The organism is Streptomyces sp. NPDC056479, from assembly GCF_042795335.1.
In the GTDB taxonomy this organism is placed as follows: domain Bacteria; phylum Actinomycetota; class Actinomycetes; order Streptomycetales; family Streptomycetaceae; genus Streptomyces.
On sequence record NZ_JBHTRZ010000008.1, the window covers coordinates 12,155 to 38,727 of the forward strand.

Here is a 26,573-nt window from a genome sequence, read left to right on the forward strand (position 1 = left end):
TGATCCGTACGCCGAAGGGCGGCACCCTCCTGACGAGGGGCCGCCCTTCGGGCATTCGTACGGCGAGGACTACTTCCGCATGACCTCCGGCTCGTGGCGGCGCAGGAAGCGGGCCACGAAGATGCCGCAGATCACGCCGAGCACGATCAGGGCGATCATGTCCATGGTCCAGGCGCCGACCGTGTGCTCCCACAGCGGGTCGTTGCTCCCGTCCTCACCCGGCGGACTGATCTTGTTGAAGTCCAGGGTGGCGCCGGCGGCACCCACCGCCCAGCGCGACGGCATCAGGAACGAGATCTGGTTGGCGCCGATCGAGCCGTTCAGGGCGAACAGACAGCCGGTGAACACGACCTGGATGATCGCGAACATGACCAGCAGCGGCATGGTCTTCTCGGCGGTCTTCACCAGGGCCGAGATGATCAGGCCGAACATCATCGAGGTGAAGCCCAGGGCCATGATCGGCACCGACAGCTCGAGCAGCGTCAGATTGCCGAAAACAAGGCCCTCCTCCGGGATCTCCCGGCTGGCGAACCCGATGACGCCGACCATCAGGCCCTGGAGAACGGTGATCAGGCCGAGCACGAACACCTTGGACATCAGATACGCGGAGCGCGACAGGCCGGTCGCGCGCTCACGCTCGTAGATGACCCGTTCCTTGATCAGCTCACGCACCGAGTTCGCGGCGCCGGCGAAGCAGGCGCCGACCGCGAGGATCAGCAGCACGGTCGTGGCCGTGCCGTTCGGGATGATCCGGCCGGTCTGCGGGCTCGGCGGGTTGGGCAGCAGTCCCTTGCCCGAGTCGATCAGCAGGCTCACCGAGCCGAGGACGAGCGGCAGGATCACCGTCAGGGCCAGGAAGCCCTTGTCCGAGCCGATGACCGAGACATAGCGGCGCACCAGAGTGACGAACTGGGACATCCAGCCCTGCGGCTTCGGCGGCTTCATCGCCTGCATCGGCGGCATCTGTACGGACTGCGGCGCAACCGCGTCGATGTCCGCGGCGTACATCTGGTAGTGCTGCGAGCCCTTCCAGCGTCCGGCCCAGTCGTAGTCGCGGTAGTTCTCGAAGGCGGAGAAGACATCGGCCCAGGTGTCGTAGCCGAAGAAGTTCAGCGCCTCCTCCGGCGGGCCGAAGTAGGCGACCGAGCCGCCCGGCGCCATCACCAGGAGCTTGTCGCAGATCGCCAGCTCGGCCACGGAGTGGGTGACCACGAGGACCGTACGGCCGTCGTCGGCGAGACCGCGCAGCAGCTGCATGACGTCGCGGTCCATGCCCGGGTCGAGGCCCGAGGTGGGCTCGTCGAGGAAGATCAGCGACGGCTTGGTCAGCAGCTCCAGGGCCACCGAGACGCGCTTGCGCTGGCCTCCGGAGAGGGAGGTGACCTTCTTCTCCTTGTGGATGTCCAGCTTCAGCTCGCGCAGCACCTCGTCGATCCGGGCCTCGCGCTCGGCGGCCGTGGTGTCCGCGGGGAAGCGGAGCTTGGCCGCGTACTTGAGGGCCTTCTTGACGGTCAGCTCCTTGTGCAGGATGTCGTCCTGCGGGACCAGACCGATGCGCTGGCGCAGCTCGGCGAACTGCTTGTAGAGGTTCCGGTTGTCGTAGAGGACGTCGCCCTGGTTGGCGGGCCGGTAGCCCGTCAGCGCCTTGAGCAGCGTCGACTTGCCGGAGCCGGACGGGCCGATGACCGCGATCAGCGACTTCTCCGGGACGCCGAAGGAGACGTCCTTGAGGATCTGCTTGCCGCCGTCGACCGTGACGGTCAGATGGCGGGCGGAGAAGGAGACCTCACCGGTGTCGACGAACTCCTCGAGGCGGTCGCCGACGATCCGGAACGTCGAGTGACCGACGCCGACGATGTCGGCGGGGCCGAGCAGCTGCGAGCCGCCCTTGGCGATCGGCTGGCCGTTGACGTACGTGCCGTTGTGGGAGCCGAGGTCGCGGATCTCCATGCGGCCGTCGGGCGTCGAGTGGAACTCGGCGTGGTGCCGGGAGACCTGCAGGTCGGAGACGACGAGCTCGTTCTCCAGGGCACGACCGATGCGCATCACGCGGCCGATCGAGAACTGGTGGAACGTGGTGGGGCTGCGGTCGCCGTAGACCGGCGGCGCCCCCGCGCCACCACCGGGACCCTGCTGCTGCGGGATGTGGGCGCCCTGCTGCGGCTGCTGCCAGCCGGCCTGCTGGGGCTGCTGCTGCGGAGCCTGCTGGGCGGGGGCCTGTTGCGCCCACCCGGCCTGCGCGCCCTGTGCGGCGTACGGCTGCTGCTGCGGCTGCACCTGCGGCGTGGCGACGGAGGCCGCGGTGCCGGAGAGGTCCAGGCGCGGTCCGTCGGTCGCGTTGCCCAGGTGCACGGCCGTGCCCGGGCCGATCTCCAGGTGATGGATCCGCTGGCCCTGCACGAAGGTGCCGTTGGTGCTGCCCTGGTCCTCGATGACCCAACTGCGGCCGCTCCAGCTGATCGTGGCGTGCCGCCAGGACACCCTGGCGTCGTCGAGCACGATGTCACCCTGCGGATCGCGTCCGAGGGTGTAGGGCCTGGACGGGTCGAGCGTCCAGGTCCGTCCATTCAATTCCAGTACGAGTTCCGGCACTCCATGCCCCACTGAGTAGTCCCCCGAGTTACCCCCAACACAGGGAGTCTAGGGATGTCGAACATCGTCGGGAACTATTTCAGGCTCCGCCCCCTGACCGAAAGCCGGGCCTTGTGTCGAGCACGCCTACGCACTTCCACTGGTTCCGTTGACGGGGTTGAAACCAGCCCGGAGAGTGGTAATCCACGCGAGGGGGACATGCGCGGCGGACGGCCGCGCAGCGGATCGGGGGGTCTGCCATGAGCGCATCCACGTACGTCGAGAGCGCGAAGGGCGGCCCGAGGCTGCCCTGGGGAGACATTCTTCTGTCCGCGATCGCCTCCGTGAGCTGGGCGTTGATCGGGATGGCGGGTACGGCGGCGCTCGGACTGCATCTGCTGGAGGCGGATTCGGCGGGCTCGCTGGGCCCGATGACCGCGGCGGTGGTGGCCCTTGGGGCGGGTGGTTCGGTCACACCGTCCGGGGATGTGTCCGCCTTCGGCCTGACGGGCGCGGAGGCGGCGACCGCCATCGAGATCACGCCACTCGGGGTGAGCCTGGTCGGCGCGGTCCTGCTGTCGTGGTTCTTCCTACGGTCCTTGCGGGGTGCGGGAGTTGTGATCGCGCCGGCCGAACTCCTCGCCCGCGCGGGCGCGGTGGTCGTGCTGTTCGTGGCGATGCTCGGAGGGCTGGCCTGGGCGGGACACGACGTCATCACGATCGACGGGAGCTCGCTGGGGCTGGACGACCTGCCGGGAGGCGGCGGGGGCGGCGGCGGTATCGAGATTCCCGGAGTCGGTGACATCGGGGACATCGGCGGGCTGCTGCCCGACCAGATCGGCGGCCTCATCGACGCCAAGGCCGCCGTCGGCTTCACGGTGGACACGGCGCCGACCTTGCTCGGGGGCCTGGGCTGGTCCGCCGGCATCCTGCTGATCGCCCTGCTGGCCTCACGCCGTACCCCGCTGCCGTCCGGCTGGGACGCCGTGCACCGCGTCGTACGGCCCGCCGCGTCCGCCCTCGTCACGGTGCTGCTGGTGGCGGTCACGGCCGGGTTCGCGGCGGCGGCGTACGCGGCGATCGGCGACGCCCACCCCAAGCGCATCGCGGGCGCGGCCCTGCTCGGCGCGCCGAACGGCGTGTGGCTGGGCATCCCGATCGGTCTGTTCGTCCCGTTCGACGGGCGGGCGACGGGAGTGCTGGTGGGCCTGTTGCCGGACCCCCTGGACGACCTCCTGAACAGCGGCGCCGACCAGTCCGTGACGCTGAGCCGACTGGCGGACCTGGACGGGCGGGTGTGGCTGCTCGGGGTCGCGGCGGCGGTCATGATGCTGCTGGCCGGGGTGCTGACGGCGGTGCGAACGCCGGTGGTCGTCGCGGCGGGGCTGCACGGGGGCGATGGGTACAGCGGGCCTCCGGGGTCGCGGACCGTGGCGGCCTCGGGCGCCGGGCCGGTGGGCGGCCCCGCGGAGGGGCAGGGTTCCTGGGGCGTACGGGATCCAGGTGCTCTCCGTTTCGCCGGGCGGTGTGCGCTGCGGCTCGGGGTCACCACGGCGTTGACCTTGCCCTTGCTCGCATGGCTCACGGAGGTGTCCGTGGACGCCTCCCTGTCGGTACTGGGGTTCGACGCCTTCGGCGCGGGGATCGAGCTGCGCGGCAACCTCGGCATGGCGCTGCTCCTCGGGGCGGTCTGGGGCGCGGGGGCGGGCGCGGTGGGCGCACTGCTGGCCCGCGCGACCGGGGCCGCGGGGCGGGCGGCGGCGCCGTTGGCTCGGGGTGGTGCGCTGGCCGCGAGGCCGGGTGCCGCGAGCGCGGCCAGGACGGGCACGGCGGGTGTGGCCGCAGGCACGGCGACGGAGGGTGCCGGGGCTTCGCCGTACGCGGGCCCGTCCGGGCCGTACACGCCCGGCACGCCGTACCGGCCACCCAATCCGGGGACGAACCCGTACCTGCACATGCCGGACGGGCTGCGGGAGCCGGAGGACGCACGGCCGCCGGGTGCGGATCCGCCGGCGAGCGGCATGCGGTGGTCCGGGGATGCGGGGGCGGGCGGGGAGGCGCGGCCGGACGGGGGCGCGCGGCCGTACAGGGGCGGGCAACCCTATGGAGGCGGGGAAGCGCCCGGGAGGGCACGGCCGTATGGGGGCGGGGAGGCGCCCGGGAGCGTGCGTCCCTACGGAGGTGCGCCGCCACCCGGGAGCACGCGCCCGCAGGGAGGCACACCGTCGTCCGGCGCCTCGCGGCCGTACGGGAGCGCGCAGTCGCCCGGGGACATTCGCCCACGTGGGGGCACACCGTCATCCGGGGACACCCGGCCGTACGGGGAGACGCAGCCGCCCAGGAGCGCCCAGTCGTCCGAGGGCGCGCAGTCGTCCCACGAGGCGCGGCGCCGCGAGGATGCGGGCCGGCCCGGAGGCCCGTCGTCCGATGACCCGGCGTCCAATCCGCCCTCCGGCAGCCCGCCGCCCGACGACCAGCCGCCCCCCGGTGGCGATGACATGTACGGCGCCCCCACCGTCGTCCGGCCGTTCCAGCCACCTCCGAGGTCGCCCCGGCCTCCCCGGCGGCGCGGGGATCGATCGTCGTCGGGAGCGGGCGAGGGGCCGCCGCCACCTCCGCCACCGCCTCCTCCCCCGCCGCCGCCACCGGGGAAGCCGAAGGGGCGCCGGTGATCCTCGGGGCACGGTCGGGGCCGGGTCGGTGTCCCGTGCAAGGGCTTCGCGCCGGTCCACAGGTGATCCTGCGTCGGTTCACAGGCACTGGTGCGGCAGTGGCCTGGGCGTAAGGCTCACGCCACCCGGCGGACACCCAGTGTTCCGTGTCCGCTAGACGGACCTCGGGGGCGGCAGGCACTGGGTGCCGGATACGGTGGAGGCATCATGAGCGCTTCGCAGACCTCTGAGATCCCCACTCTTCTCGTCAAGATCTTCGGGAAGGACAGGCCCGGCATCACCGCCGGCCTCTTCGACACGCTGGCCGCCTACTCGGTCGACGTGGTCGACATCGAGCAGGTCCTGACCCGGGGCCGGATCACGCTGTGCGCGCTCGTGACGCAGCCGCCGGCCGGTCAGGAAGGGGATCTGCGGGCGACCGTCCACAGCTGGGCGGAGTCGATGAAGATGCAGGCGGAGATCATCTCCGGCCTCGGCGACAACCGCCCGCGTGGCCTCGGACGCTCGCTGGTGACCGTTCTCGGGCACCCGCTCACCGCGGAGGCCACGGCGGCCGTCGCCGGCCGGATCACCAAGTCCGGCGGCAACATCGACCGTATCTTCCGGCTCGCCAAGTACCCCGTCACGGCCGTGGAGTTCGCGGTCTCCGGCGTGGAGACCGAGCCGCTGCGCACCGCGCTCGTGACCGACGCGGCGGCACTGGGTGTCGACATCGCGGTCGTCGCGGCCGGGCTGCACCGCCGTGCCCAGCGTCTGGTCGTCATGGACGTGGACTCCACGCTCATCCAGGACGAGGTCATCGAGCTCTTCGCCGCGCACGCCGGCTGCGAGGACAAGGTGGCCGAGGTGACGGCTGCCGCCATGCGCGGGGAGCTGGACTTCGAGCAGTCGCTGCACGCGCGTGTGGCGCTGCTGGAGGGGCTGGACGCGTCGGTCGTGGAGAAGGTGCGCAGCGAGGTGCGGCTGACGCCGGGCGCGCGCACGCTGATCCGTACGCTGAAGCGGCTCGGCTACCAAGTGGGAGTCGTCTCGGGTGGGTTCACGCAGGTCACCGATGATCTGAAGGAGCGGCTCGGGCTGGACTTCGCCCAGGCGAACACGCTGGAGATCGTCGACGGGAAACTGACCGGCAAGGTCACCGGCGAGATCGTGGACCGGGCGGGCAAGGCGCGGCTGCTGCGCCGGTTCGCCGCCGAGGCCGGGGTGCCGCTGTCGCAGACGGTGGCGATCGGTGACGGCGCCAACGATCTGGACATGCTCAACGCGGCCGGGCTCGGTGTCGCCTTCAACGCGAAGCCGGTGGTGCGGGAGGCCGCGCACACGGCGGTGAACGTGCCGTTCCTGGACACGGTCCTCTATCTGCTCGGCGTGACCCGCGAAGAGGTGGAGTCCGCCGACATGCACTTGGAGGACTGACGACCCCGGGCCCGATGGCCCGCGTATCGGCCTGCCTGCGCGAGGGGCCCGGCACCGTGACGGCGCCGGGCCCCTTCGTGCGGGTCGGTCACTCGGACGGCGCCCAGTAGTCGAGCAGCGTGGCCACGCCGGGCTCCAGCGTCTTCCAGGTGCCGCTGAAGGAGAGGACGGCGAAGGCGGCGGCCGGGAAGCCGCGGCGGCTCATCCGCTCGCGCGCGTCCGTCTCGGCGGAGCCGGCCAGAATCTCGGCAAGGCCCTGCACCCCCGGGTTGTGCCCGACCAGCAGGACGTTCTGCGCGTCGTCGGGCGTTTCGTTCAGCACGGCGATCAGTTCGCCGGGCGAGGCCTCGTAGACCCGCTCTTCGTAGACGGTTTTCGGCCGGTGCGGGAACTCGTGGACGGCGAGCTTCCAGGTCTCCCGGGTCCGGGTCGCGGTGGAGCACAGGGCCAGGTCGATGGGGATCGCGGTGTCGGCCAGCCTGCGTCCGGCTTCTGCCGCGTCGAGTCGGCCCCGGTCGGCGAGCGGCCGCTCGTGGTCCGTCACCTGTGGCCAGTCGGCTTTCGCATGCCGGAAGAGGATGATCCTGCGGGATTCTGCGACGCTCATGAGATCCAGCTTCGCATGAAACAGGCCATGAGGCGCAGGTAGTTGACGGGCGGTTCCGATGGTGCTCAGCGCATGATCAGCTGCTGTATGCGCTCGAAGAGCTGGGTGATCGCGGGCTCTGCGGTGGCGGCCTGCGCGTCCGACGGGTTGAGTATCAGTGTCAGCAGTGTGATGAAGGCGAGCGTCGGCAGGGCGAGGGCCCACCAGGGCAGCCGGATGTCGGCACGGCCCGTGGACGCCGGGTGGGGCGGGGTGTGCGTACCGGCCGACATGATGCCTCCGTGGTCTTCGAGTGTCCGTGGCCGCCACTCGCGGGCACACTTCGAAGTTACGGACTCACGGACCCTCAACCCATCCGGTGATCCACCCAGTTGACCCTGACACTCACCCCCTAGGGGATGGTGGTGCTAGCCCCACCACCGGCGGGCCGACGTGGGTCGCGGGACGTCCACCGGGAGACCCGGGTCAGGGAGAGGCGATCGTCGCGACGACGCCGATGATCACGAAGATGGCGAAGAACGCGCCGAAGACGAGCAGCAGCTTCTTCTGGCCGTTCTGGGGGTTCGGGTCGAGCACTGGCATACGGCAAGTTTCGCACCCGCCACCCGGGACCGGCCCGCCGGGGTGAGGTCAGCGGACCGCCTCGTCCTCCACCGTGCGGTTGCGTCCCGCCAGGACACCGACCGCCATCTGCGGGATCATCAGTGCGGCCATGAGGGCGAGCGGCAGCCCCCAGCCGCCGCTGTGCTGGTAGAGCACGCCGACCAGGAGCGGGCCGGGGATGGAGATGAGATAGCCGGTGCTCTGCGCGAAGCCCGACAGCTGGGCCACACCCGCGCTGGTCCGGGCCCGCATGCCGACCATGGTGAGGGCCAGCGGGAACGAGCAGTTCGAGATGCCCAGGAGCACGGCCCAGGCCCAGGAGCCGGACGTCGGGGCGAGGTACATGCCGGCGTAGCCGACGAGGCCGCAGGCGCCCAGCGCGAGCACGATCGGCCCCTGATGGGGCAGCCGGGTGGCGAGGCGCGGGATGACGAAGGCGAGCGGCACGCCCATCACCATGGTGACGGCGAGCAGCAGGCCGGCCATGCCTGCGTGCACTCCCGAGTCACGGAAGATCTGCGCCATCCAGCCCATCGTGATGTAGGCGCCGGTGGCCTGGAGGCCGAAGTAGACGGCGAGGGCCCAGGCGGTGCGGCTCCGGGTGATCCGCAGCGGGGGTGCGTCCACGCGCGCGTGGTTCTCCCGGGCGGACTCGGCGGGCGACGCTCCCCGGTTCCGTACGAAGGGGATCCACGGCAGTACGGCCACCGCCGCGAGCCCTGCCCACACCACCAGGCCGGTCTGCCAACTTCCGCCCAGCGTCTCGGTCATGGGCACCGTCACCGCCGCCGCGGACGCGGTGCCGAGCGCGAGGGCCATCGAGTACAGGCCGGTCATGGAGCCGACCCGGTCGGGGAACCAGCGCTTGACGATGACCGGCATCAGGACGTTGCTGACCGCGATGCCCATGAGGGCGAGCGCGGTGGTGGCCAGGAAGCCGGCCGTGCTTCCCACGTACGGTCGGACGAGCAGACCCGCGGTGATGGCGACCATGCCGGCGCACACCACCGCGCCGGGACCGAAGCGACGGGCCAGACGCGGGGCGGCGACGCCGAAGACGGCGAAACAGAGCGGGGGCACCGAGGTGAGCAGTCCGGCGACGCTGCCGCTCATGCCGAGCGCGTCGCGGACCTCTTCGAGGAGGGCGCCGAGGCTGGTGATGGCGGGACGGAGGTTCAGCGCGGTCAGCACGATGCCGGCCAGGAGCAGCCGTATCGTCCACGCGCGCGTGGTGGGCTCTGTGGTGGGGTGAGCCTCAGAGGTGCGTATTCGCATGGACGTCACCGTCCGGGTTTCCTCGCTTGCCATGGGACCCATCATAGAATCATGGGATGATTGGTTGTCCACTCCCGGGCCTCCCGGTCCCGGTCCTGACGTGCGAAGGTGTGCCATGCCTCTGAGCCACCCCCGTCGCTCGGCGCTGTCCGAGCAGGTCATCGCGGCTTTGCGGAACCAGATCGCCTCGGGCGAATGGCCTGTCGGCTCCCGCATCCCGACCGAGCCCGAGCTGGTCGAGCAGCTCGGTGTGGCCCGCAACACGGTCCGCGAGGCGGTCCGCGCGCTCGCGCACAACGGTCTGCTGGACATCCGCCAGGGCTCCGGCACCTACGTGGTGGCGACCAGCGAGCTGGCCGGCGTGATGCACCGGCGCTTCGCCGACGTCGATCCCCGGCACATCGCCGAGCTGCGCTCCACGCTGGAGTCGGGCGCGGCGAAGCTGGCCGCCGAGCGGCGCACCGGGAAGGACCTCAAGCAGCTCGACACGCTGCTGGCGCGACGGGAGGAGGCCTGGGAGTCGGGTGACACGGAGTCCTTCGTGGCGGCCGACGCGACCTTCCACCTGGCGGTGGTGGCGGCCTCCCACAACGACGTGATGACCGCGATGTACGCGGACCTGGGCGAGGTGCTGCTGGACTGGCTGCGCGACGACGTCGGCGCGGAGCTGACGCCGGAGGCGTACCTGGACCACGCTCGGCTGGTCGACGCGATCCGCGCGGGCGACGCGGCGGCGGCCGCGGACGAGGCGGCGGGATATCCGTTCCACTGCCGCCCGGGGCGCGTCAGCCCTCCCGCCGGTGACTGACCCAGGCCGAGTCGATCTCCTTCCAGCAGCGGGCGGTCAGCCGCACGGTCTGCGCGGGCTCGGCGTCCACCGCGGAGCCGTCGCTGTCGAGGTCCCACCAGCGGGCGCACTCCACGTGCAGGCTCACGCTGTCGGTCTCCGGATAGGGGTTGTGGCAGTACGCGGTCACATGGGAGCCGGTGACACTGATCCGGCACGCGGCACCGAACAGCTCCTCGGGCTCCGCTGCCACGGAGTGCACACGCGCGTGGGCGATCGCCGCGCAGGACACCGGCATGACGAGTGCGACGGCGACGGTCGTTGAGGCCAAGCGGCGGGACAAGCGCACAACGGGACCTCCTCGTCCGTACGGGTGAGGGGTTCGCGTGAGGACTGCGTACTCCAGGGTGCGCGGTCGCCGGCCCCGCCCGCCTCGCCGGATGGGCCGAACGGGTGACGCCCCGCTCCCCGCACGGCGGCGGGAAACGGGGCGTCGAAGACGTGCGGAAGGTCAGGCGCCGATGGCGTGCAGACCGCCGTCCACGTGGATGATCTCGCCGGTGGTCTTCGGGAACCAGTCGCTCAGCAGGGCGACGACACCCTTGCCGGCCGGCTCCGGGTCCTTGAGGTCCCACTCCAGCGGGGAGCGGGTGTCCCACACGGCGGCCAGGTCGGCGAAGCCCGGGATGGACTTGGCGGCCATGGAGCCGATCGGGCCGGCCGAGACGAGGTTGCAGCGGATGTTCTGCTTGCCCAGGTCACGCGCCATGTAGCGGCTGGTGGCCTCCAGGGCGGCCTTGGCCGGGCCCATCCAGTCGTACTGCGGCCAGGCGTACTGCGCGTCGAAGGTGAGGCCGACGACCGAGCCGCCGTTCTGCATCAGCGGCAGGCAGGCCATGGTCAGCGACTTCAGGGAGTACGCCGAGACGTGCATGGCGGTGGCCACGGACTCGAAGGGCGTGTTGAGGAAGTTGCCGCCGAGGGCGTCCTGCGGGGCGAAGCCGATGGAGTGCACGACGCCGTCGAGGCCGCCGAGCTCCTCGCCCACGACGTCGGCCAGCCGGCCGAGGTGCTCGTCGTTGGTGACGTCGAGCTCGATGACCTTGGTGGGCTTCGGGAGCTTCCTGGCGATGCGCTCGGTCAGCGTGGGCCGCGGGAAGGCGGTCAGGATGATCTCGGCGCCCTGCTCCTGGGCCAGCTTGGCGGTGTGGAAGGCGATGGAGGACTCCATCAGCACACCGGTGATCAGGACGCGCTTGCCCTCGAGAATTCCGCTCATGGTGATCAGTGACCCATTCCCAGTCCGCCGTCAACGGGGATGACGGCTCCAGTGATGTACGAGGCGTCGTCCGAGGCGAGGAACCGCACCGTCGCGGCGATCTCCTGCGGCTGCGCGTAACGACCGAGCGGCACCTGCTTCACGATGCCCTCACGCTGTTCGTCGGTGAGCACCTTGGTCATGTCGGTGTCGACGAAGCCGGGCGCGACGACGTTGAAGGTGATGTTGCGCGAGCCCAGCTCACGGGCGAGGGAGCGCGCGAAGCCGACCAGCGCGGCCTTGGAGGCGGCGTAGTTCGCCTGCCCCGCGGAGCCGAGCAGCCCGACCACGGACGAGACCAGCACGACACGGCCCTTCTTGGCCCGCAGCATGCCCCGGTTGGCGCGCTTGACGACGCGGAAGGTGCCCGTGAGGTTGGTGTCGATGACCGAGGTGAAGTCCTCCTCGGACATGCGCATCAGGAGCTGGTCCTTGGTGACGCCGGCGTTGGCGACGAGGATCTCGACCGGGCCGTGCTCGGCCTCGATCTCCTTGTAGGCCTGCTCCACCTGCTCGGTGTCGGTGATGTCGCACTTGACGGCAAGGAAGCCGGCCGGCGGCTCACCCGAGCGGTACGTGATCGCGACCTTGTCGCCGGCATCGGCGAAAGCGCGGGCGATGGCGAGGCCGATGCCCCGGTTGCCTCCGGTGACGAGAACCGAGCGGCTCAACGGATCACCCTTTCGATTGGGGTCTGACACACCCGCCCGAACAGCTCGGTGACAGGCGGCTTCTCCGAAAACCTATCGGGCCGCTCCCGCCCGAGGACATTCGGGCACCGACAGTGGCGTACGGGAGTCACTGTCGGGTCTCTACAGAAAGATGCCGACTCCAGCCGGAAACGTGTGGTCCACCGGCCCGCCCTCGCGAAATGATCGATGCCGACAGGCCACGACAGCAGGGAGACCTCCGTGCCTCATACGATCGATGAAGCCTTCACGGCGCTTCCGCTACGCGCCCTGGCCGACGCCGCGCTGGCACGCGCGCGTGCGCTCGGGGCCGAGCACGCGGACTTCCGGTTCGAGCGGGTGCGCAGCGCGTCCTGGCGGCTGCGGGACGCCAGGCTCGCCGGGTCGTCCGACACCACGGACCTCGGGTACGCGGTGCGGGTGGTGCACGGCGGGACCTGGGGCTTCGCGTCCGGCGTGGATCTGACCCTGGACGCCGCCGCCAAGGTCGCGTCGCAGGCGGTGGCGATGGCGAAGCTGTCCGCCCAGGTGATCAAGGCCGCCGGGTCCGAGGAGCGGGTGGAGCTGGCCGACGAGCCCGTGCACAGCGAGAAGACATGGATCTCGTCGTACGAGATCGATCCGTTCGCGGTGCCCGATGAGGAGAAGTCGGGGCTGCTGGCGGACTGGAGCGCGCGGCTGCTGAGGGCGGACGGCGTCAATCACGTGGACGCCTCGCTGCTGACCGTCCACGAGAACAAGTTCTACGCCGACACCGCCGGGACCGTGACCACCCAGCAGCGCGTCCGGCTGCATCCGCAGCTGACCGCCGTGTCGGTCGACGAGTCGAGCGGCGAGTTCGACTCCATGCGCACCATCGCGCCGCCCGTCGGACGCGGCTGGGAGTACCTGACCGGTACCGGCTGGGACTGGGACGGCGAGCTGGAGCGGATCCCCGCACTGCTCGCCGAGAAGATGCGGGCGCCGAGCGTGGAGGCGGGGCCGTACGACCTCGTCGTCGACCCCTCCAACCTGTGGCTGACCATCCACGAGTCCATCGGCCACGCCACCGAACTGGACCGCGCCCTCGGCTACGAGGCCGCCTACGCCGGCACCTCCTTCGCCACCTTCGACCAGCTCGGCAAGCTCCGCTACGGCTCGGACCTGATGAACGTCACCGGTGACCGCACCGCCGAGCACGGCCTCGCGACCATCGGCTACGACGACGAGGGCGTCGCGGGCCAGTCCTGGGACCTGGTGAAGGACGGCACGCTCGTCGGCTACCAGCTGGACCGGCGGATCGCGAAGCTGACCGGGTTCGAGCGGTCCAACGGATGCGCGTTCGCCGACTCCCCCGGCCATGTGCCGGTGCAGCGCATGGCCAACGTCTCGCTCCAGCCGGATCCGGCCGGGATGTCCACCGAGGATCTGATCGGCAGCGTGGACCGCGGGATCTACGTCGTCGGCGACCGGTCCTGGTCGATCGACATGCAGCGCTACAACTTCCAGTTCACCGGGCAGCGGTTCTTCAGGATCGAGAACGGGCGGATCACCGGTCAGCTGCGGGACGTGGCCTACCAGGCGACGACCACCGACTTCTGGGGCTCGATGGCCGCGGTGGGCGGTCCGCAGACCTACGTTCTGGGCGGCGCCTTCAACTGCGGCAAGGCGCAGCCGGGGCAGGTCGCGGCGGTGTCGCACGGCTGCCCGTCGGCCCTCTTCAAGGGCGTCAACATTCTGAACACCACGCAGGAGGCCGGTCGATGAGTGCCCGTACCAACAAGCCGCACGAGATCGTCGAGCGGGCCCTTGAGCTGTCGCAGGCGGACGGATGCGTCGTCATCGCCGACGAGCAGTCGACCGCCAATCTGCGCTGGGCGGGCAACGCGCTGACCACGAACGGCGTCACGCGCGGGCGCACGCTCACCGTCGTCGCGACCGTCGACGGCAAGGAGGGCACGGCGTCCGGCGTCGTGTCGCGGTCGGCCGTGACCGTGGACGAGCTGGAGCCGCTGGTGCGGGCCGCCGAGGCCGCCGCGCGCGCCGCCGGACCGGCCGAGGACGCACAGCCGCTGGTGACGGACGTACCGGCGTCGCCCGACTTCACGGACGCCCCGGCCGAGACGTCGTCCACGGTGTTCGCCGACTTCGCGCCGGCGCTCGGCGAGGCCTTCGCACGCGCGCGTGCGGGCGGACGGGAGCTGTACGGCTTCGCCAACCACGAGATGGTGTCGACGTACGTGGGCACGTCCACCGGGCTGCGGCTGCGGCACGACCAGCCCAACGGGACGCTGGAGGTGAACGCCAAGTCGCCGGACCGTACCCGCTCGGCGTGGGCGGGCCGCTCGACGCGGGACTTCAAGGACGTGGACCCGACCGTGCTGGACGCCGAGCTGGCCGTACGCCTCGGCTGGGCCGAGCGGCGCCTGGAGCTGCCGGCGGGACGGTACGAGACGCTGCTGCCGCCGACCGCGGTGGCCGATCTGCTGATCTACCAGCTCTGGTCGGCGTCGGGCCGGGACGCGGCCGAGGGCCGGACCGTGTTCTCCAAGCCGGGCGGCGCGACGCGCCTCGGCGAGAAGCTGAGCGAGCTGCCTCTGACGCTGCGCAGCGACCCGAACGAGCCGGGCCTGGAGTCCGCGCCCTTCGTGATCGCGCACTCCTCCGGGGGCGACCAGTCGGTGTTCGACAACGGGCTGCCGCTCGCGGCCACCGAGTGGCTGAGCGCGGGTGAGCTGACGCACCTCACGACCAGCCGGCACAGCGCGGGGCTGACCGGTCTGCCCGTGGCGCCGGCGATCGACAACCTGATCCTGGACGGCGGCCAGGACCGCTCGATCGAGGAGATGGTCGCGAACACCGAGCGCGGGCTGCTGCTGACCTGCCTGTGGTACATCCGCGAGGTCGACCCGGCGACGCTGCTGCTCACCGGCCTGACCCGGGACGGGGTGTACCTCGTCGAGAACGGCGAGGTGACCGGCGAGGTCAACAACTTCCGGTTCAACGAGTCCCCGGTCGATCTGCTGGGCCGCGCGACGGAGGCGGGCCGTACGGAGAAGACCCTGCCCAGGGAGTGGGGCGACTGGTTCACCAGGGCCGCGATGCCGACGCTGCGCGTCCCCGATTTCAACATGAGCTCTGTCAGTCAGGGCGTATAACCTCGTAGTCGGCTGTCACCCGACTGCCCGAGATCATCAAGGAGACACGAGAACCGTGACGGAAATCGTCGACGAGCTGAAGTGGCGCGGCGTGATCGCCCTGTCCACTGACGAGGACGCATTGCGCAAGGCTCTCGCGGACGGTCCCGTCACGTTCTATTGCGGTTTCGACCCGACCGCGGCCAGCCTGCACGTCGGTCACCTGGTCCAGGTGCTCACCATGCGCCGCCTCCAGCAGGCGGGCCTGCGCCCGCTGGCGCTGGTCGGCGGCGCGACCGGCCAGATCGGCGACCCGCGTCCGACGGCCGAGCGCACGCTGAACGACCCGGAGACGGTCGCGAACTGGGTGAACCGTCTGCGCGGTCAGATCGAGCCCTTCCTCTCCTTCGAGGGCGACAACGCCGCGGTGATGGTGAACAACCTGGACTGGACGGCCGGCCTGTCGGCCATCGAGTTCCTGCGGGACATCGGCAAGCACTTCCGCGTCAACAAGATGCTCACCAAGGACTCGGTCGCCCGCCGGCTGCAGTCCGAAGAGGGCATCAGCTACACCGAGTTCAGCTACCAGCTGCTCCAGGGCATGGACTTCCTGGAGCTGTACCGGCGGCACGGCTGCACGCTCCAGCAGGGCGGCAGCGACCAGTGGGGCAACCTCACGGCCGGGCTGGACCTGATCCACAGGCTGGAGCCGCACGCGGGTGTGCACGCTCTGGCGACGCCGCTGATGACCAAGGCGGACGGCACCAAGTTCGGCAAGACCGAGGGCGGCGCCATCTGGCTCGACCCGGAGATGACGACGCCGTACGCCTTCTACCAGTTCTGGCTGAACGCGGACGACCGGGACATCTCCACCTACATGCGCATTCTCTCCTTCAAGTCCCGTGCGGAGCTGGAGGAGCTGGAGAAGCAGACCGAGGAGCGTCCGCAGGCCCGTGCCGCGCAGCGTGCGCTGGCCGAGGAGCTGACGACGCTGGTGCACGGCGCCGGCCAGACGGCCGCGGTGATGGCCGCGTCCCGCGCGCTCTTCGGACAGGGCGAGCTGACGGAGCTGGACGACGCGACGCTGGCGGCGGCGCTGTCCGAGGTGCCGCATGTCCAGGTCGCCGAGCTCGGCCCGGTGGTCGATCTGTTCGCCGAGGTCGGGCTGGTGGCCAGCAAGTCGGCCGCTCGGCGCACCGTGAAGGAGGGCGGAGCCTACGTGAACAACGTCAAGGTCGTCGGTGAGGACGCGGTGCCCGCCAAGGAGGACCTCCTGCACGGGCGGTGGCTGGTGCTGCGGCGGGGCAAGAAGAACCTCGCGGCGGTGGAACTCACCGGCGCGTAGCGCTCCGCGGGGTGCGCCGGTTTTCGGGATGCGCCGTAGGGGTGCGGTGGTCTGCGGGCTGCGGCTTTCGTTGTGGCTGGTCGCGCTCCCGCGGCGGAGCCGCAAATCGATACAGCCCCGCGCCCCTGGGGGCGTCCACCGCGGGGCGTTGATCAGTTACGTCTGTTGCATCTTCTTCTTGCCGATCGTCGCCACGTACAGCATGTCGCCCAGGTACACGATGATCACCGCGGCGACGATCTGGAAGATGTGCCGGCTCCAGTCGATGCCGCGGGTGGAATCGACGCCGAACGCGCGGGCGATGGAGTTGCCGACGATGGCGCCGAGGATGCCGAAGATCGTGGTCAGCCAGAGGGGGCTGTGCTGCTTGCCGGGGAGGATCAGCTTGGCCAGCAGGCCCAGCACGAATCCCACGATGATCGCCCACAACCAGCCCATGGCTGCCTCCTCGTACGGCTCGGGTGAGCAGTACGCCCAGTCTTGGTCGGGGCCCGGTACGCCGCATGCCGGGTGCCGCCGTAAGCGTTACGACTGATCGCGTTCGCCCAGGTGGCAGGAGCCCCGGTCTCGTAGGCGGCGGAGGCGAGGCGTACCGTGGGACGTGTCCCGGCCCGGCCCCTGACCGGGGGCGGACGGGTGCGGGCAGGGGGAGAGTCCGATGCGGGCGGATGGTGGAATGTGATGCGGAAGCTGCACACGAGCGGCAACACCGAGGTGTTCCGGATCACCGGGGCCCGGACGGGTCTCGAGGAGGACGTGCGAGGCCGCCAGCGCCGGTACATCATCTCGATGTCGATCCGTACGCTGTCGGTGATTCTCGCGGCCTCGTTGTGGAACGTCGAACGGCACGTCGCGATCGTGGCGTTGGTGCTCGGCGCGGTCCTGCCGTACATCGCCGTGGTGATCGCCAATGCGGGGCGGGAGAATGCGCCGTCTCTGCCGTCGACGTTCGTGACCGCGCATGTGCGGCCGATGATCGCGCCGCCGCGGACGAATGACGGTTTCGCGGAATCGGTCCCGGAAGATGTGGCGGGTGATTCGGGGCCCGGCGGACAAAGCAAACCGCGCGACGGGGTGTGATTCCGCGGACCGGTTCGTTCCGGAAGACGAGTCCCCGCCAAGCTCAGGAAAAGCTCAGATCAATAGTGTTGTTCCGGTGCCGGGCGGCGGGTTACCCGTGACATACTTCGTAGGCGCTCCGCATCCCCCGTCGGAGCGACGGACCGACGCCGGGCAGCTCCCCCCGTGGCTGCTCGGCGTCGCCTTTTTGTGCGCTACTTGTGAGACGAATCTGTGAGTGACACGCCGATCTGTTCCGCCAAGGGATGTCGTGCCGACGCCGTGTGGGTGCTGGCGTGGAACAACCCGAAGATTCATACGCCTGAGCGGCGCAAGACATGGCTCGCGTGCGAGGAGCATCGCGAGCATCTGTCTCAATTTCTCGGTGTGCGCGGGTTTTTGAAGGACGTTGTCCTGTTGACGGAATGGGAAGAGGCTTCCTCAGCCGCCGATGGCTGACATCGGCCGGTCCGGCTGCACGAAGGACGGGTCGTCCAGGCCCGCGCCTGCCTTCTTGCCCCACATCGCCAGACGCCAGATGCGGGCGATCTCCTCGTCGGGGGCCTCGGAGCGCAATGCCGCTCTCAGGTCCGTCTCCTCCGTCGCGAACAGACAGGTGCGGACCTGACCGTCGGCCGTCAGCCGGGTGCGGTCGCAGGCCGCGCAGAACGGGCGGGTGACGGAGGCGATCACGCCCACGACATGCGGGCCGCCGTCGACCAGCCAGCGCTCAGCCGGGGCGGAGCCACGCTTGTCCGCGCCCTCGGGGGTGAGCTCGAAGCGGGTGCGCAGCGACGTCAGGATGTCACCGGCGGTGATCATGCCGTCGCGCTTCCAGCCGTGCTGGGCGTCCAGGGGCATCTGCTCGATGAAACGCAGCTCGTAGTCGTGCTCGACCGCCCAGGCCAGCAGGTCGGGGGCCTCGTCGTCATTGAGACCCGGCATCAGGACCGAGTTGACCTTGACCGGGGTCAGGCCGGCGTCGCGGGCGGCGTACAGACCCTCGATGACGTCCTTGTGGCGGTCACGGCGGGTGAGGGTCTTGAAGACGTCCGGGCGCAGGGTGTCCAGCGAGACATTGACCCGGTCCAGGCCCGCCGCCTTGAGCGCGGCCGCCGTGCGCCTGAGGCCTATGCCGTTCGTCGTCAGGGACATCTGGGGGCGGGGTTCCAGCGCGGCGACGCGCTCGACTATGCCGACCAGGCCGGGGCGCAGCAGGGGCTCGCCGCCGGTGAACCGGACCTCCTCGATGCCGAGGGAGGTGACCGCGATGTCGATCAGGCGGACGATCTCGTCGTCGGTGAGCAGGTCGGGCTTGGCCAGCCACTGCAGGCCCTCCTCGGGCATGCAGTACGTGCACCGCAGGTTGCAGCGGTCGGTCAGCGAGACCCTCAGGTCGGTGGCCACCCGGCCGTAGGTGTCGATGAGCACGCGGCCCCCTCCCTCGTCACGACCAGATTCAACTTCCGTCACCTGCGAGCCTACGTGACCGCACCGACAGTGACACCGGCCCGATCCCACGACGTACGGCGCGGCCGCGTCGTAGGGATCTACGACGCGGCCGCTCAGGAGACGCACTCAGTGGGCGCCGGTGCCGGTCAGGGACCGGACCTCCAGCTCCGCGTACTTGCCGGCGTCGGGCTCTTCCTTGGAAAGGACCGTGCCGAGCCAGCCCATGAGGAAGCCGAACGGGATGGAGATGATGCCCGGGTTCTTGAGCGGGAACCAGGCGAAGTCGACGTCCGGGAACATCGCCTTCGGGTCGCCGGAGACGACCGGCGAGAACAGCACCAGGCCGACGGCGACGATCAGACCGCCGTAGATCGACCACAGCGCGCCCTGGGTGGTGAACCGCTTCCAGAACAGGCTGTAGAGGATCGTCGGCAGGTTGGCGGAGGCCGCCACCGCGAAGGCCAGGGCGACCAGGCCGGCGACGTTCAGATCGCGGGCGAGGGCGCCGAGCAGGATGGAGACGGCGCCGATGCCGATGGTGGCGAGGCGGGCCGCCCTGACCTCCTCCTTCTCGGTGGCCTGGCCCTTCCTGATGACGTTCGCGTAGATGTCGTGGGCGAACGACGAGGACGAGGCGAGGGTCAGACCGGCGACCACGGCGAGGATCGTCGCGAACGCCACCGCCGAGATGGTCGCGAGCAGGATCGCGCCCCACGCCGAATCGACGCCGCCGAGATGCAGGGCGAGCAGGGGTGCCGCCGTGTTGCCGGACGGGTTGGAGGCGATGATCTCGTCCTGCGAGATGAGCGCCGCGGCGCCGAAGCCGAGGGCGATGGTCATCAGGTAGAAGCCGCCGATGATGCCGATCGCCCAGTTCACGGACTTACGGGCGGCCTTGGCGTTGGGCACCGTGTAGAAGCGGATCAGGATGTGCGGCAGGCCGGCGGTGCCGAGGACCAGGGCGATGCCGAGCGAGATGAAGTCCAGCTTGGAGGTGCCGGTGGCGCCGTACTGAAGGCCCGGCTCCAGGAACGCGGCGCCCTTGCCGCTGTTCTCGGCGGCCTTGCCGAGCAGATCCGAGATGTTGAAGTTGAACTTCAGCAGCACCAGGAACGTAATGAGGATCGTGCCGCCGATGAGCAGGACGGCCTTGACCATCTGAACCCAGGTGGTGCCCTTCATACCGCCGATGGAGACGTACACGATCATCAGGACGCCGACGAGGGCGACGATCAGGATCTTGCCCGCGTCGGTGGTGATGCCCAGCAGCAGCGAGACCAGGACGCCCGCACCGGCCATCTGGGCCAGCAGGTAGAAGATCGACACGACGATCGTGGAGGTGCCGGCCGCGGTGCGCACCGGGCGCTGGCGCATGCGGTACGCGAGGACGTCGCCCATCGTGTAGCGGCCGGAGTTCCTGAGCGGCTCGGCGACCAGGAGCAGGGCGACCAGCCAGGCGACCAGGAAGCCGATGGAGTACAGGAAGCCGTCGTACCCGAAGAGGGCGATGGCGCCGGCGATGCCGAGGAAGGACGCGGCGGACATGTAGTCGCCGGAGACGGCGAGGCCGTTCTGGAAGGCGCTGAACGACCGGCCGCCGGCGTAGAAGTCGGCGGCGTCCTTGGTCTGGCGGCCCGCCCAGACGGTGATGAACAGGGTCGCGACCACGAAGCACGCGAACAGGGTGATGATCAGCGGTCGGTGCTCGCTGGCCTCGTTGGCCGCAAGGGTCATCGCGGGGCTCATGCGCCGCCCTCCATACGGGTCTTGATGGCCTCGGCCTTGGGGTCGAGGTTGGCGCCGGCGTGGCGCGAGTACCACCAGGCGATGAGGAACGTGGTGACGAACTGGGCGATACCGAAGACGAACGCGATGTTGATGTTGCCGAACAGCTTGGTGCCCATGAAGTCGCCCGCGTAGTTGGAGAGCAGGACGTACAGCAGGTACCAGGTGATGAAGGCGACGGTCAGCGGAAAGGCGAAGGAGCGGTAGGAGCGGCGCAGTTCACCGAACTCCGCACTCTGCTGCACCTCGGTGAACTCCTCGGTGGAGGGGAGCTTGTGTTCCTCTTTCGAGGGGGGCGGTGCGTCGGTGGCCACGGAGTCTCCTCGCGTTGCGGGCGCTGTTGCGACGGTGGACGGGGACGGTTGGGGGGTTGGCGGCGGATCAGGGGACGGGGCGGGCACGGGCATGGCGGCTCTGTTCTTCGCAGTGACATGGATCACTTGAGCCGGCTGGCGATGTTAGGGCCCCGGCGCGTGATCCAACAGGGGGCTCGATCGTGCTCGCGCCTCCTGTCCAAGGTCACGGCGCCACGCGAGGACCGGTTCAACTCCCGGGACTTCTTTCCGAAGTCGTCCGGCCGGATTGCTGGCCAGGAGGTTCGGGGATAGCTTCGGCGCAGCACTTCTCGTCATGTACCTGCCCGAGCTCATCCGTGGCTCGGGCGGTTCCGGTTCCGGATGATGTGGAGATCCCATGGCTCATCTGCGGTCCAGACGCCGACTCGGCCTCGCCGCCCCGCTAGCTCTGTCACTGACCGCCTCGCTCGGCTTCCTGCCGACGGCCGCCTCGGCGGCACCGGTCACGGAGCCCGTCGCGCAGGCCTCGGAAGCGTCGACCCTGGCCTATGTCGTCAACACCAGGCCGGACCGCCGGACGATCGAGTCGGTGCGCCGCGCGATCGAGGCGGCCGGCGGAACGGTCGTGATCACGTACGACAGGATCGGCGTGATCGTCGCCCATTCGGCGCACCCGGACTTCGCCGAGGTGATACGCCGGGTGCGCGGGGTGGAGTCGGCGGGCGCGTCCCGTACGGCGCCCCTGACCGCCGCCGGGTCCACGGACGAGGGACCCGTTCAGCCCCTGACGAGACAACAGGCCGAGCGGACCACGAAGGCGGCGGGCACCGGCGAGCCCCTCGAGGCCGACCAGTGGAACCTGCGCGCGATCGGCGCCGACCGGGCCGCGCAGATCAACCCGGGCAGCAGCCGCGTCACCGTCGCCGTCATCGACAACGGCGTCGACGACACCCACCCCGACCTCGCGCCGAACTTCTCCGCCGCCCAGTCCGCGAACTGCGCCGGCGGCAAGGCGGACACCAGCGCCGGCGCCTGGCGGCCGTACACCCCCACCGACGTGCACGGCACGCATGTGGCCGGCGAGATAGCCGCGCCCCGCAACGGTGTCGGCATCGCGGGTGTCGCCCCGGGCGTGAAGGTCTCCGCCATCCAGGTGAGCGACCCCGTCAACGGTCTCTACTACCCCGAAAGTGTCGTGTGCGCCTTCGTGTTCGCCGCCGACCACGGCGTGGAGATCACGAACAACAGCTACTACGTCGACCCGTGGCTCTACAACTGCGTGGACGACCCGGACCAGCGGGCGATCGTCGACGCCGTCAACAGGGCCCAGCTGTACGCGCAGAAGAAGGGCACCCTCAACCTCGCGTCGGCCGGCAACTCCAACCACGACCTGGACTCCGACGCGGTCGTCGACGACAGCAGCCCCGACGACTCGACCCCGGTCGAGCGCACCGTCGACCCGCACAAGTGCTTCGACGTGCCGACGCAGCTGCCGGGCATCGTCACGGTGAGCGCGACGGGCGTGCAGAACCTCAAGTCGTACTACTCCTCGTACGGTTACGGCGTGGTCGACATCGCGGCACCGGGCGGCGACCGGCTCTACCAGATCCCGGACACCCCGTCGAAGAACGGCCGCATCCTGGCCACCCTCCCGGGCGGGCAGTACGGCTTCCTGCAGGGCACGTCGATGGCCTCCCCGCACGCCGCGGGAGTCGCGGCGCTGCTGAAGTCCCGGTATCCGCACGCGACTCCGACCCAGCTGCAAGCGCTGCTGAAGGCACAGGCGGACAACCCGGGGTGCCCGGAGTCGTACGACCAGAACGGCGACGGCACACAGGACGCCGCATGTGTGGGCGGCAAGCGGTTCAACGGCTTCTACGGGTTCGGCATCGTGAACGCGCTGGACGCCGTCGACTGAACCGAACGACCAGGTGATCGAGCGGGAACGACTCCATTGACTGAGTCAAATACTGCATAGTGCAGTCATGACTGCACCGAGTTCTGCCTGGTCCGCGGTGGGCGGCGACCCAGCCCTTCTGCCGCGGGTGTCGACCGTGGTGCGGGAGGGCGCGCTCGAAGCGCGTCTTCCCGTACGGGAGTTGGCGCGCGCCTGTGTGGGCGCGTGCGCGCTGGCCGCCGCCGAGCTGGGGGCGCGGCGGGCCGGGCTCGCCGAGGTACCCGAGGTACGGCTGGACGACGGGGCGATCGCCACGGCGTTCGTGAGCGAACGGCATCTGCTGGTCGACGGGCGCGCTCCGGTCTGGTTCGCGCCGCTGTCCCGGTTCTGGCGAACGGCGGACGGCTGGGTGCGCACCCATGCGAACTATCCGCATCACCGGGCCCGGCTGCTGGCCGGGCTGGGCGTGACGCAGGAGGATCCGGACGTCGTCGCGGCGGCTCTCGCCGAACGGTCCGCGCACGAGGTGGAGAAGGCCGTGTACGCGGCCGGCGGCCTTGCCGTCGCCCTGCGCACGCCGCAGGAGTGGGCGGCACACGAGCAGGCGGCAGCCGTGGCCCGGCGTCCGCTCGTCGAGCACGAGCGCCCGGCCACGGCACGCGCGCGTGCGCTCCCGCCGCTCGACGGCGCTCCCCTGCTGCCCGCCTCCGGAGTGCGGGTGCTGGACCTGACGCGGGTCATCGCGGGGCCGGTCGCCACGCGTACGCTCGCGCTGCTCGGCGCGGACGTCCTGCGCGTGGACGCGCCGCAGCTGCCCGAACTGGCCGACCAGCACACCGACACGGGCTTCGGGAAGCGCTCGGTGAAGCTGGACCTGGTGGCCGACCGGCGCGCCTTCGAGGAGCTGCTCGCGGCGGCGGACGTCGTCGTCACCGGGTACCGGCCGGGCGCTCTGGACCGGTTCGGGCTGTCGGCGCCGGCCCTGGCCGAACGGCACCCCGGGCTGATCGTGGCGCAGCTGTCGGCGTGGGGTGCGTACGGGCCGTGGGGCGAGCGGCGCGGGTTCGACAGCCTCGTACAGGTCGCCACCGGGATCGCCGCGATCGAAGGCTCGGCCGAACGTCCCGGTGCCCTGCCCGCGCAGGCCCTCGACCACGGGTCGGGGTATCTGCTGGCGGCGGCCGTGCTGCGGGCGCTGACCGAGCGGCGGGAGGAGGGGTACGGGCGTTGCGTACGGTTGGCTCTGGCGCGCACGGCGGAGTGGCTGGTGAACGGGATCGAACCGGGCCCGCCGGGAGACCTGGCGTACGACACGCCCGACGCGTGGCTCGCCGAGCGGGACAGCACGCTCGGGCGGCTGCGGTACGCGCTGTCGCCGGTGTCGTTCGCGGACGGACCGGCCGACTGGGCGCGGCCGCCCGGTGGTTGGGGCGTGGATCCGGCGCGGTGGGACTGAGCGGCGGGGCCGACGGGGCCGTACCTCCGTGCGGAATGCCATATCCCCACTTGCTTTCCGCTACTTGCCCTACTTGGCACTATTTCGTGAAGATCTTGAGGTGACATTGACGAGATCCTCCCCTGGCGTGTCCGACGGGAGTGCGCCCAGACCCCGCCCCGCCACGGGGCGGGCCGTCGCCGTGCTCGTCCTGCTGGCGCTGGCGGCGCTGATCCCGCTGCTCGGCCCGTCGGCCGCGCTGCACGGGACCGGGGAGGCCGCCGCGCCCGGCACGGGCGGCATCGCGCTGCTGCGGGCGGTGCTGTTCGCGGCGCTGTGCGTCCCGCTGGGCGAGCTGTTCGTGAACCGGCTGGCCCGGACCGTGCCCGGCGCTCCCCCGGCCCTGACCCGCAGCTGGGCGCCGTACGCGGCCGGCGTCGGTTTCGTCGCCGCCCTCGGCCTTGCGTCGGTCGTCTCCACGGGCAACCTCGTGCCGCACAGTCCCGCCGACCTCGACATCGGCGGTCTGTACGCCTCGCGCGACGGCAAGCTCGCGCTGCTGGAGGTCAACGCCTTCGCGGCGGCGGGCCTGTGCGCCCTCTCGCGCCGGCCGGGCACACAGGTCTGGCCGCTGGCCGCGGTGGTGGTCGCCGAGGCACTGCGCGCGCACCCCACGACCGAGTACAGCCCGCTGCTGGGCTCCGGGCTGACGCTGGTGCACCTGACCTGCGCGTCGCTCTGGGTCGGCGGGCTGCTGCACTCGCTGCGCACCCTGCGCGGGTGGGACGCCCCGGAGGCGGGCGCGGCGCTGCTCGGCCTCTACGCGCGCGTGGCGGCCGTACTGCTCGCCGCCATCACGGCGACCGGGGTGTGGAGTTCGCTGCGCCGGATGCCGTCGGGCACGATCCTCGGCCAGCTGACCGACACGGCGTACGGGCGTGCCCTGCTGGCCAAGGTGATCCTGGTGGCGGCCGTGGCGGCGCTCGCGCTGTGGGCGCGGATCCGGCTGGGCCGGGCGGCCGACCCGCTGTCCGCCTGCTCTCCCGCGCGGGCGGAGGTCGTCACCTTGGGAGTGGTGGTCGCGCTGTCGGGGCTGCTGACGGCGTTGCCGGTGCCGATCCGCTGGTGAACCCTTACGCCGCCGGCAGCCCTTCCCGGGGCGTCAGTTGGCGACCATGACCTTGAGCGCGGTCCGCTCGTCCATCGCCTTGTAGCCCGCGGGGACCTCCTCCAGACCGACCGTCAGGTCGAAGACCGGCGACGGGTCGATCGTGCCGTCCAGGACGTCGGGCAGCAGCTCGGGGATGTAGGTGCGGACCGGCGCGACCCCGCCGCGCAGCGCGATGTTCTTGTCGAACATGACGGAGAGATCGAGGCCGGTGCCGCTGCCGTGCGGCACACCGACGAAGCCGATGGCGCCGCCGTCGCGGGTGATGTCGACGGCCGTACGCATGGACTGCTCGGTGCCGACGGCCTCGACGACGGCGTGCGCGCCCTGTCCGCGCGTCAGTTCCCGTACGGCCGCCACGGCCGCGTCCCCGCGCTCGGCGACGACGTCGGTGGCGCCGAAGCGGCGCGCGATGTCCGTGCGGACCTGGTGCCGGCCCAGGGCGATGATCCGCTCGGCACCGAGCCGCTTGGCGGCGAGCACCGCGCACAGCCCGACGGCCCCGTCCCCGACGACGGCGACCGTGGCGCCCGGACGGACCCCGGCGCCGAGGGCGGCGTGGTGGCCGGTGCCCAGGACGTCGGAGAGCGTCAGCAGGGCGGACAGCAGATGGTCGTCGGAGGCGGCGTCCTTGGGGAGCCGGACGAGGGTCGCGTCGGCGAAGGGGACGCGCACGGCCTCGCCCTGGCCGCCGTCCGAGCCGACGGTGCCCCAGAAGCCGCCGTGCTCGCAGGACGTGGTGAGGCCCTCGCGGCAGTAGTCGCAGACGCCGTCGGACCACATGAAGGGCGCGACGACGAGGTCGCCCCGCTCGAGGCCGGTCACCTCGGAGCCGGTGTCCTCGACGACTCCGAGGAACTCGTGGCCGATGCGCTGCCCCGGCTGCCGGGCGGCCTCGCCCCGGTAGGCCCACAGGTCGCTGCCGCAGATACAGGCGCGCAGCACCCGCACCACGGCGTCGGCGGGCTGCCGCACCGAGGGGTCGGGCACGTCCTGCACGCGCATGTCGAAGGGGGCGTGGATGGTGGTGGCGCGCATGCGAGGGTCCTTCTCGTCTTTGGTCGTACCGGCGCTCGGGGGTG

The 26,573-nt window shown here is 70.8% G+C and carries 24 protein-coding genes; 11 read left to right on the forward strand and 13 right to left on the reverse strand.

The genetic code is table 11. From position 1 onward, the window contains the following. Positions 1–69: 69 nt before the first annotated feature. Positions 70–2,592, reverse strand: a complete 2,523-nt coding sequence (locus tag ACFQ6S_RS28990; protein ID WP_383415937.1) for an FHA domain-containing protein — start codon at positions 2,590–2,592, stop codon at positions 70–72. Between the two features lie 239 nt (positions 2,593–2,831). Between ACFQ6S_RS28990 and ACFQ6S_RS28995 the strand changes: the two genes are divergently transcribed. Further along, entirely contained in the window at positions 2,832–5,243 is a 2,412-nt protein-coding gene (locus ACFQ6S_RS28995) for a streptophobe family protein (RefSeq protein WP_383415940.1), read from the forward strand. Positions 5,244–5,450: 207 nt separating this feature from the next. Beyond that, complete coding sequence (serB, locus tag ACFQ6S_RS29000; RefSeq protein ID WP_383415942.1) at positions 5,451–6,659, forward strand: phosphoserine phosphatase SerB; 1,209 nt, start codon at positions 5,451–5,453, stop codon at positions 6,657–6,659. Between the two features lie 88 nt (positions 6,660–6,747). Here serB and ACFQ6S_RS29005 read toward each other — a convergent pair whose 3' ends face one another. From ACFQ6S_RS29005 to ACFQ6S_RS29020, 4 genes are all read right to left on the reverse strand, one after another. Continuing rightward, the gene (locus ACFQ6S_RS29005) at positions 6,748–7,266 is read right to left on the reverse strand and encodes a SixA phosphatase family protein (RefSeq protein WP_383415945.1); all 519 of its coding nucleotides are present in this window, start codon (positions 7,264–7,266) and stop codon (positions 6,748–6,750) included. A gap of 65 nt (positions 7,267–7,331) precedes the next feature. Beyond that, the gene (locus ACFQ6S_RS29010; RefSeq protein ID WP_383415948.1) at positions 7,332–7,538 is read right to left on the reverse strand and encodes a hypothetical protein; all 207 of its coding nucleotides are present in this window, start codon (positions 7,536–7,538) and stop codon (positions 7,332–7,334) included. A gap of 193 nt (positions 7,539–7,731) precedes the next feature. After that, complete coding sequence (locus tag ACFQ6S_RS29015; RefSeq protein WP_383415950.1) at positions 7,732–7,848, reverse strand: SGM_5486 family transporter-associated protein; 117 nt, start codon at positions 7,846–7,848, stop codon at positions 7,732–7,734. A gap of 48 nt (positions 7,849–7,896) precedes the next feature. Further along, complete coding sequence (locus ACFQ6S_RS29020; protein WP_383415952.1) at positions 7,897–9,177, reverse strand: CynX/NimT family MFS transporter; 1,281 nt, start codon at positions 9,175–9,177, stop codon at positions 7,897–7,899. 82 nt (positions 9,178–9,259) lie between these two features. Here ACFQ6S_RS29020 and ACFQ6S_RS29025 point away from each other — a divergent pair, with 82 nt between their 5' ends. Next, entirely contained in the window at positions 9,260–9,952 is a 693-nt protein-coding gene (locus tag ACFQ6S_RS29025) for a FadR/GntR family transcriptional regulator (protein ID WP_383415954.1), read from the forward strand. Here the strand turns inward: ACFQ6S_RS29025 and ACFQ6S_RS29030 are convergent. The 3 genes from ACFQ6S_RS29030 to fabG all read right to left on the reverse strand — a co-directional run bounded on the left by ACFQ6S_RS29030 (position 9,930) and on the right by fabG (position 11,920). Beyond that, positions 9,930–10,280: a hypothetical protein gene (locus tag ACFQ6S_RS29030; RefSeq protein WP_383415956.1), complete on the reverse strand. Its 351-nt coding sequence runs from the start codon at positions 10,278–10,280 to the stop codon at positions 9,930–9,932. The two genes, ACFQ6S_RS29025 and ACFQ6S_RS29030, sit on opposite strands and share 23 nt — an antisense overlap. 162 nt (positions 10,281–10,442) lie before the next feature. Continuing rightward, entirely contained in the window at positions 10,443–11,210 is a 768-nt protein-coding gene (gene fabI, locus ACFQ6S_RS29035; RefSeq protein WP_383415959.1) for an enoyl-ACP reductase FabI, read from the reverse strand. Between the two features lie 5 nt (positions 11,211–11,215). Further along, complete coding sequence (fabG, locus tag ACFQ6S_RS29040; RefSeq protein ID WP_383415962.1) at positions 11,216–11,920, reverse strand: 3-oxoacyl-[acyl-carrier-protein] reductase; 705 nt, start codon at positions 11,918–11,920, stop codon at positions 11,216–11,218. 207 nt (positions 11,921–12,127) lie between these two features. Between fabG and ACFQ6S_RS29045 the strand changes: the two genes are divergently transcribed. The 3 genes from ACFQ6S_RS29045 to tyrS are packed head-to-tail and all read left to right on the forward strand — an operon-like array spanning position 12,128 to position 16,399. After that, positions 12,128–13,684, forward strand: coding sequence for a TldD/PmbA family protein (locus tag ACFQ6S_RS29045; protein ID WP_383415965.1), 1,557 nt, complete (start codon positions 12,128–12,130; stop codon positions 13,682–13,684). Further along, positions 13,681–15,075, forward strand: coding sequence for a metallopeptidase TldD-related protein (locus ACFQ6S_RS29050; protein ID WP_383415968.1), 1,395 nt, complete (start codon positions 13,681–13,683; stop codon positions 15,073–15,075). The genes ACFQ6S_RS29045 and ACFQ6S_RS29050 overlap by 4 nt, the downstream gene beginning before the upstream one ends. 55 nt (positions 15,076–15,130) lie before the next feature. Further along, complete coding sequence (tyrS, locus tag ACFQ6S_RS29055; RefSeq protein WP_383415971.1) at positions 15,131–16,399, forward strand: tyrosine--tRNA ligase; 1,269 nt, start codon at positions 15,131–15,133, stop codon at positions 16,397–16,399. Between the two features lie 156 nt (positions 16,400–16,555). Here the strand turns inward: tyrS and ACFQ6S_RS29060 are convergent, their stop codons facing one another. Next, the gene (locus ACFQ6S_RS29060; RefSeq protein ID WP_383415974.1) at positions 16,556–16,837 is read right to left on the reverse strand and encodes a GlsB/YeaQ/YmgE family stress response membrane protein; all 282 of its coding nucleotides are present in this window, start codon (positions 16,835–16,837) and stop codon (positions 16,556–16,558) included. Between the two features lie 243 nt (positions 16,838–17,080). Here ACFQ6S_RS29060 and ACFQ6S_RS29065 point away from each other — a divergent pair, with 243 nt between their 5' ends. Then, positions 17,081–17,479: a DUF3099 domain-containing protein gene (locus ACFQ6S_RS29065; protein ID WP_383415977.1), complete on the forward strand. Its 399-nt coding sequence runs from the start codon at positions 17,081–17,083 to the stop codon at positions 17,477–17,479. A gap of 213 nt (positions 17,480–17,692) precedes the next feature. Beyond that, positions 17,693–17,917 (forward strand): hypothetical protein, encoded by a 225-nt coding sequence (locus ACFQ6S_RS29070; RefSeq protein ID WP_194047825.1) that lies wholly within the window; start codon positions 17,693–17,695, stop codon positions 17,915–17,917. On the opposite strand, the gene moaA is transcribed toward ACFQ6S_RS29070, so the two are convergent. The 3 genes from moaA to ACFQ6S_RS29085 form a co-directional block, all read right to left on the reverse strand. Next, a complete protein-coding gene (moaA, locus tag ACFQ6S_RS29075) occupies positions 17,900–18,889 on the reverse strand; it encodes a GTP 3',8-cyclase MoaA (RefSeq protein WP_383415980.1) in 990 nt (329 codons plus the stop codon). The two genes, ACFQ6S_RS29070 and moaA, sit on opposite strands and share 18 nt — an antisense overlap. Positions 18,890–19,036: 147 nt before the next feature. Continuing rightward, a complete protein-coding gene (locus ACFQ6S_RS29080) occupies positions 19,037–20,656 on the reverse strand; it encodes a cation acetate symporter (RefSeq protein WP_383415983.1) in 1,620 nt (539 codons plus the stop codon). Continuing rightward, positions 20,653–21,009 (reverse strand): DUF485 domain-containing protein, encoded by a 357-nt coding sequence (locus ACFQ6S_RS29085; RefSeq protein ID WP_383415985.1) that lies wholly within the window; start codon positions 21,007–21,009, stop codon positions 20,653–20,655. The genes ACFQ6S_RS29080 and ACFQ6S_RS29085 overlap by 4 nt, the downstream gene beginning before the upstream one ends. 379 nt (positions 21,010–21,388) lie before the next feature. Between ACFQ6S_RS29085 and ACFQ6S_RS29090 the strand changes: the two genes are divergently transcribed. From ACFQ6S_RS29090 to ACFQ6S_RS29100, 3 genes are all read left to right on the forward strand, one after another. Next, entirely contained in the window at positions 21,389–22,909 is a 1,521-nt protein-coding gene (locus ACFQ6S_RS29090; RefSeq protein WP_383415987.1) for a S8 family serine peptidase, read from the forward strand. A 67-nt stretch (positions 22,910–22,976) separates the two neighbouring features. Then, entirely contained in the window at positions 22,977–24,344 is a 1,368-nt protein-coding gene (locus ACFQ6S_RS29095) for a CoA transferase (RefSeq protein WP_383415989.1), read from the forward strand. 100 nt (positions 24,345–24,444) lie between these two features. Beyond that, entirely contained in the window at positions 24,445–25,452 is a 1,008-nt protein-coding gene (locus ACFQ6S_RS29100) for a CopD family protein (protein ID WP_383415991.1), read from the forward strand. A 33-nt stretch (positions 25,453–25,485) separates the two neighbouring features. Here ACFQ6S_RS29100 and ACFQ6S_RS29105 read toward each other — a convergent pair whose 3' ends face one another. Then, positions 25,486–26,529 carry a zinc-dependent alcohol dehydrogenase family protein gene (locus ACFQ6S_RS29105; protein ID WP_383415994.1) on the reverse strand — a complete coding sequence of 348 codons (1,044 nt, stop codon included), beginning with the start codon at positions 26,527–26,529 and terminating at the stop codon, positions 25,486–25,488. Positions 26,530–26,573: the final 44 nt, after the last annotated feature.

Excerpts from the sequence above, each read along its gene's own strand:
- ACFQ6S_RS28995 (WP_383415940.1), top strand. The coding sequence starts at position 2,832 with ATGAGCGCATCCACGTACGTCGAGAGCGCGAAGGGCGGCCCGAGGCTG.
- serB (WP_383415942.1), top strand. The coding sequence starts at position 5,451 with ATGAGCGCTTCGCAGACCTCTGAGATCCCCACTCTTCTCGTCAAGATC.
- ACFQ6S_RS29005 (WP_383415945.1), bottom strand. The coding sequence starts at position 7,266 with ATGAGCGTCGCAGAATCCCGCAGGATCATCCTCTTCCGGCATGCGAAA.
- ACFQ6S_RS29010 (WP_383415948.1), bottom strand. The coding sequence starts at position 7,538 with ATGTCGGCCGGTACGCACACCCCGCCCCACCCGGCGTCCACGGGCCGT.
- ACFQ6S_RS29015 (WP_383415950.1), bottom strand. The coding sequence starts at position 7,848 with ATGCCAGTGCTCGACCCGAACCCCCAGAACGGCCAGAAGAAGCTGCTG.
- ACFQ6S_RS29020 (WP_383415952.1), bottom strand. The coding sequence starts at position 9,177 with ATGGCAAGCGAGGAAACCCGGACGGTGACGTCCATGCGAATACGCACC.
- ACFQ6S_RS29025 (WP_383415954.1), top strand. The coding sequence starts at position 9,260 with ATGCCTCTGAGCCACCCCCGTCGCTCGGCGCTGTCCGAGCAGGTCATC.
- fabI (WP_383415959.1), bottom strand. The coding sequence starts at position 11,210 with ATGAGCGGAATTCTCGAGGGCAAGCGCGTCCTGATCACCGGTGTGCTG.
- ACFQ6S_RS29045 (WP_383415965.1), top strand. The coding sequence starts at position 12,128 with ATGCCGACAGGCCACGACAGCAGGGAGACCTCCGTGCCTCATACGATC.
- ACFQ6S_RS29050 (WP_383415968.1), top strand. The coding sequence starts at position 13,681 with ATGAGTGCCCGTACCAACAAGCCGCACGAGATCGTCGAGCGGGCCCTT.
- ACFQ6S_RS29060 (WP_383415974.1), bottom strand. The coding sequence starts at position 16,837 with ATGGGCTGGTTGTGGGCGATCATCGTGGGATTCGTGCTGGGCCTGCTG.
- ACFQ6S_RS29065 (WP_383415977.1), top strand. The coding sequence starts at position 17,081 with ATGCGGAAGCTGCACACGAGCGGCAACACCGAGGTGTTCCGGATCACC.
- ACFQ6S_RS29080 (WP_383415983.1), bottom strand. The coding sequence starts at position 20,656 with ATGAGCCCCGCGATGACCCTTGCGGCCAACGAGGCCAGCGAGCACCGA.
- ACFQ6S_RS29090 (WP_383415987.1), top strand. The coding sequence starts at position 21,389 with ATGGCTCATCTGCGGTCCAGACGCCGACTCGGCCTCGCCGCCCCGCTA.
- ACFQ6S_RS29095 (WP_383415989.1), top strand. The coding sequence starts at position 22,977 with ATGACTGCACCGAGTTCTGCCTGGTCCGCGGTGGGCGGCGACCCAGCC.
- ACFQ6S_RS29105 (WP_383415994.1), bottom strand. The coding sequence starts at position 26,529 with ATGCGCGCCACCACCATCCACGCCCCCTTCGACATGCGCGTGCAGGAC.